The sequence below is a fragment of the Bartonella japonica genome (genome assembly GCF_040545385.1).
Classification (GTDB): domain Bacteria; phylum Pseudomonadota; class Alphaproteobacteria; order Rhizobiales; family Rhizobiaceae; genus Bartonella; species Bartonella japonica.
The window spans coordinates 1-2055 of record NZ_JBEPLT010000049.1; the positions used below are offsets into that span (position 1 = coordinate 1).

Annotated in this window: 4 protein-coding genes and 1 pseudogene; 4 read left to right on the plus strand and 1 reads right to left on the minus strand. The window is 37.4% G+C overall.

The features are described from left to right. Both ABID39_RS07780 and ABID39_RS07785 read left to right on the plus strand, forming a co-directional pair. Positions 1-320, plus strand: a 320-nt coding sequence (locus ABID39_RS07780; protein ID WP_354187584.1) for a hypothetical protein, incomplete at its 5' end; no start/stop codon positions are given. Then, a complete protein-coding gene (locus tag ABID39_RS07785) occupies positions 307-834 on the plus strand; it encodes a hypothetical protein (protein WP_354187586.1) in 528 nt (175 codons plus the stop codon). The genes ABID39_RS07780 and ABID39_RS07785, both read left to right, overlap by 14 nt. Here the strand turns inward: ABID39_RS07785 and ABID39_RS07790 are convergent. After that, positions 831-1409: a hypothetical protein gene (locus tag ABID39_RS07790; protein ID WP_354187588.1), complete on the minus strand. Its 579-nt coding sequence runs from the start codon at positions 1407-1409 to the stop codon at positions 831-833. The two genes, ABID39_RS07785 and ABID39_RS07790, sit on opposite strands and share 4 nt — an antisense overlap. 261 nt (positions 1410-1670) lie before the next feature. On the opposite strand from ABID39_RS07790, the gene ABID39_RS07795 reads away from it, so the two are divergent. Both ABID39_RS07795 and ABID39_RS07800 read left to right on the plus strand, forming a co-directional pair. Beyond that, a complete protein-coding gene (locus ABID39_RS07795) occupies positions 1671-2006 on the plus strand; it encodes a hypothetical protein (protein ID WP_354187590.1) in 336 nt (111 codons plus the stop codon). After that, a pseudogene (locus ABID39_RS07800) lies at positions 1987-2055 on the plus strand (phage terminase large subunit); the annotation flags it as partial. The gene ABID39_RS07795 and the pseudogene ABID39_RS07800, both read left to right, overlap by 20 nt.

Sequence of the window (2055 nt, forward strand, 5' to 3'; positions counted from 1 at the left end):
TCCATACCTTTAGTGCAATCTGTAAATCCAAGCCAGTTTATAACTATACTATTACAGAGCACGAAATAAAATCATTACAACATAATGCTCTCATTAAGAGAGGCTGTGATCTATTGGCAGGCTTTCTAGTTGGAGTACTGATATTTGTCTCCGTATGGATGATAAATAATGATGATGATTGGAAAAAAATACCAGTCCTTGGGATATCAGTGGTGTTGCTGTTATTTGTAGTGATTTTGGGTGGAGAAACACGGTCAAACTCAGAGGAAATTTGGGAAAACGTTAAACAGGTGTCTGAGGTTATTTGTGAAAAAAAATAAAAAGAAGAGAGGGCGTCCACGGATTAAAGGACGTGTCAGAGAACCAAATGGACGTATCTCAAGAGCAAAAACACTGCGTGAACCTGTGGATCAATTAGCGATTGAAATGCGTGCAAAGCGCTTTGGTTTAACACTACAAGAGGCGAAAAATCCGCTCGCCGGTACCTACATAGGGCGGCTTTGTTTGAAAGGTGAGCTTACACAAGAGCAATATGGCGCTGCGCAACAATATATTGAAGTGAAAAACGATTATCTATGTGCAAAAGGATTGCTTGGTGCTGTTTATGATGAAATACCTATAACTTCTAATGATGGTGCAAGAGAGAAATGGGTACAGATAGCAACAGAGCAATTTTCAAATATGCAAGAGGCATTAAAAGAAGCACAGTGTCTCTATGGACAGTATAACCTTTCTGCAGCGTTACAGTATCTCGTTACAGAAGATCGAACATTACCGCATCTTGTGAGTTCATTACGGATTGCTCTGAATGTGCTTCAGAAGCACTTTCATTAGACAATTTTCCAAATAAATTTGATCAATGCTATAAACGCTACAAGAGAAATTAATACCCCTGCTATACTCGCTGCTATAGCCGCTACGATTTCTATATGTTCTAATATAGCAAAAAAAATTAATATTCCTATAATGGCTATTAATGTGATAGGATAAAATACAATAACTGATATCACAGCCGCCCATATCCCTGTTAGAACTTGGAGGAGCAAGAGCGAAAATATATTAGATGTGCTGTCAATATTTTTGTCTTCTTTGTCTTTTTCATCTTCGAAGTCTTCTTCGTCTTCTAAGTATTCTCCATCTTCGAAGTCTTCTTCGTCTTCTAAGTCTTCTAAGTATTTGTTTTTTTCGTCTTCTTCATTTCTTTTTTCTGCCCGCGTGACTAGTATAATAACATACGATATAAATGCTACAGCTGTTGGTAAAATTAAGTCATCTAGTTGTTTGTCGTCTAATTCGAAGGGATTAAAACCTATCACCACACTGCCAATTATAGTCAAGAGTGGTAAATATAAAATTGCTGTAAGTATTTCTTTTAAGCTGCATAAAATTTCTTTTTTGAAAGATAACATTAATGCCCCCCTTTTTATTAATGATCAGTTGTGTAATTGAGTCGTTAAGATGATACAATGGTGTCTTATCTGTTGTTAAAAACACTAGATTTAGGTGAAGAAAATAAAAAAACACAATATCATGATTTTTTTTGTTGACAGAGTGTTTTGTTTAATGTTTAATGGTGTCGCTGCACTAGTCGTATTGTATCTAAAATTGGTTGTATTTATTTTGTAAGCCCTGCATTTGCGGGGTTTTTTATTATCTAGAGGGCGTATTTTATGACGTCACAAAATGCTATTCAAACTCCACAGTCACCCCGTAAGCGTATACCTCCTAAAGCAGGAGTGGGACGTGTCAAAGGCGTTCCAAATAAAATGACGCGTATTTTGAAAGAAGCGGTGATTAAAGCTGCTGAGAATGCAGGCAATAAAATAGGGAATGATGGCTTGGTTTCTTATTTAGAAAAGCAAGCTGTTAGTTGCCCAGCGGCTTATTTAGCGTTGCTTGGTAAGGTGTTGCCTTTGCAGGTAACAGGGGAGGATGGAGGAGCGATAAAGATGATTGGGCGTGTGGAAATCGCTCCTTTAACAATGAATGACGACAAGACAGATTAAGATTGTTCCAAAGCTCATTCCTATTTTTACAGGCAAGGCAGCGGTGCGT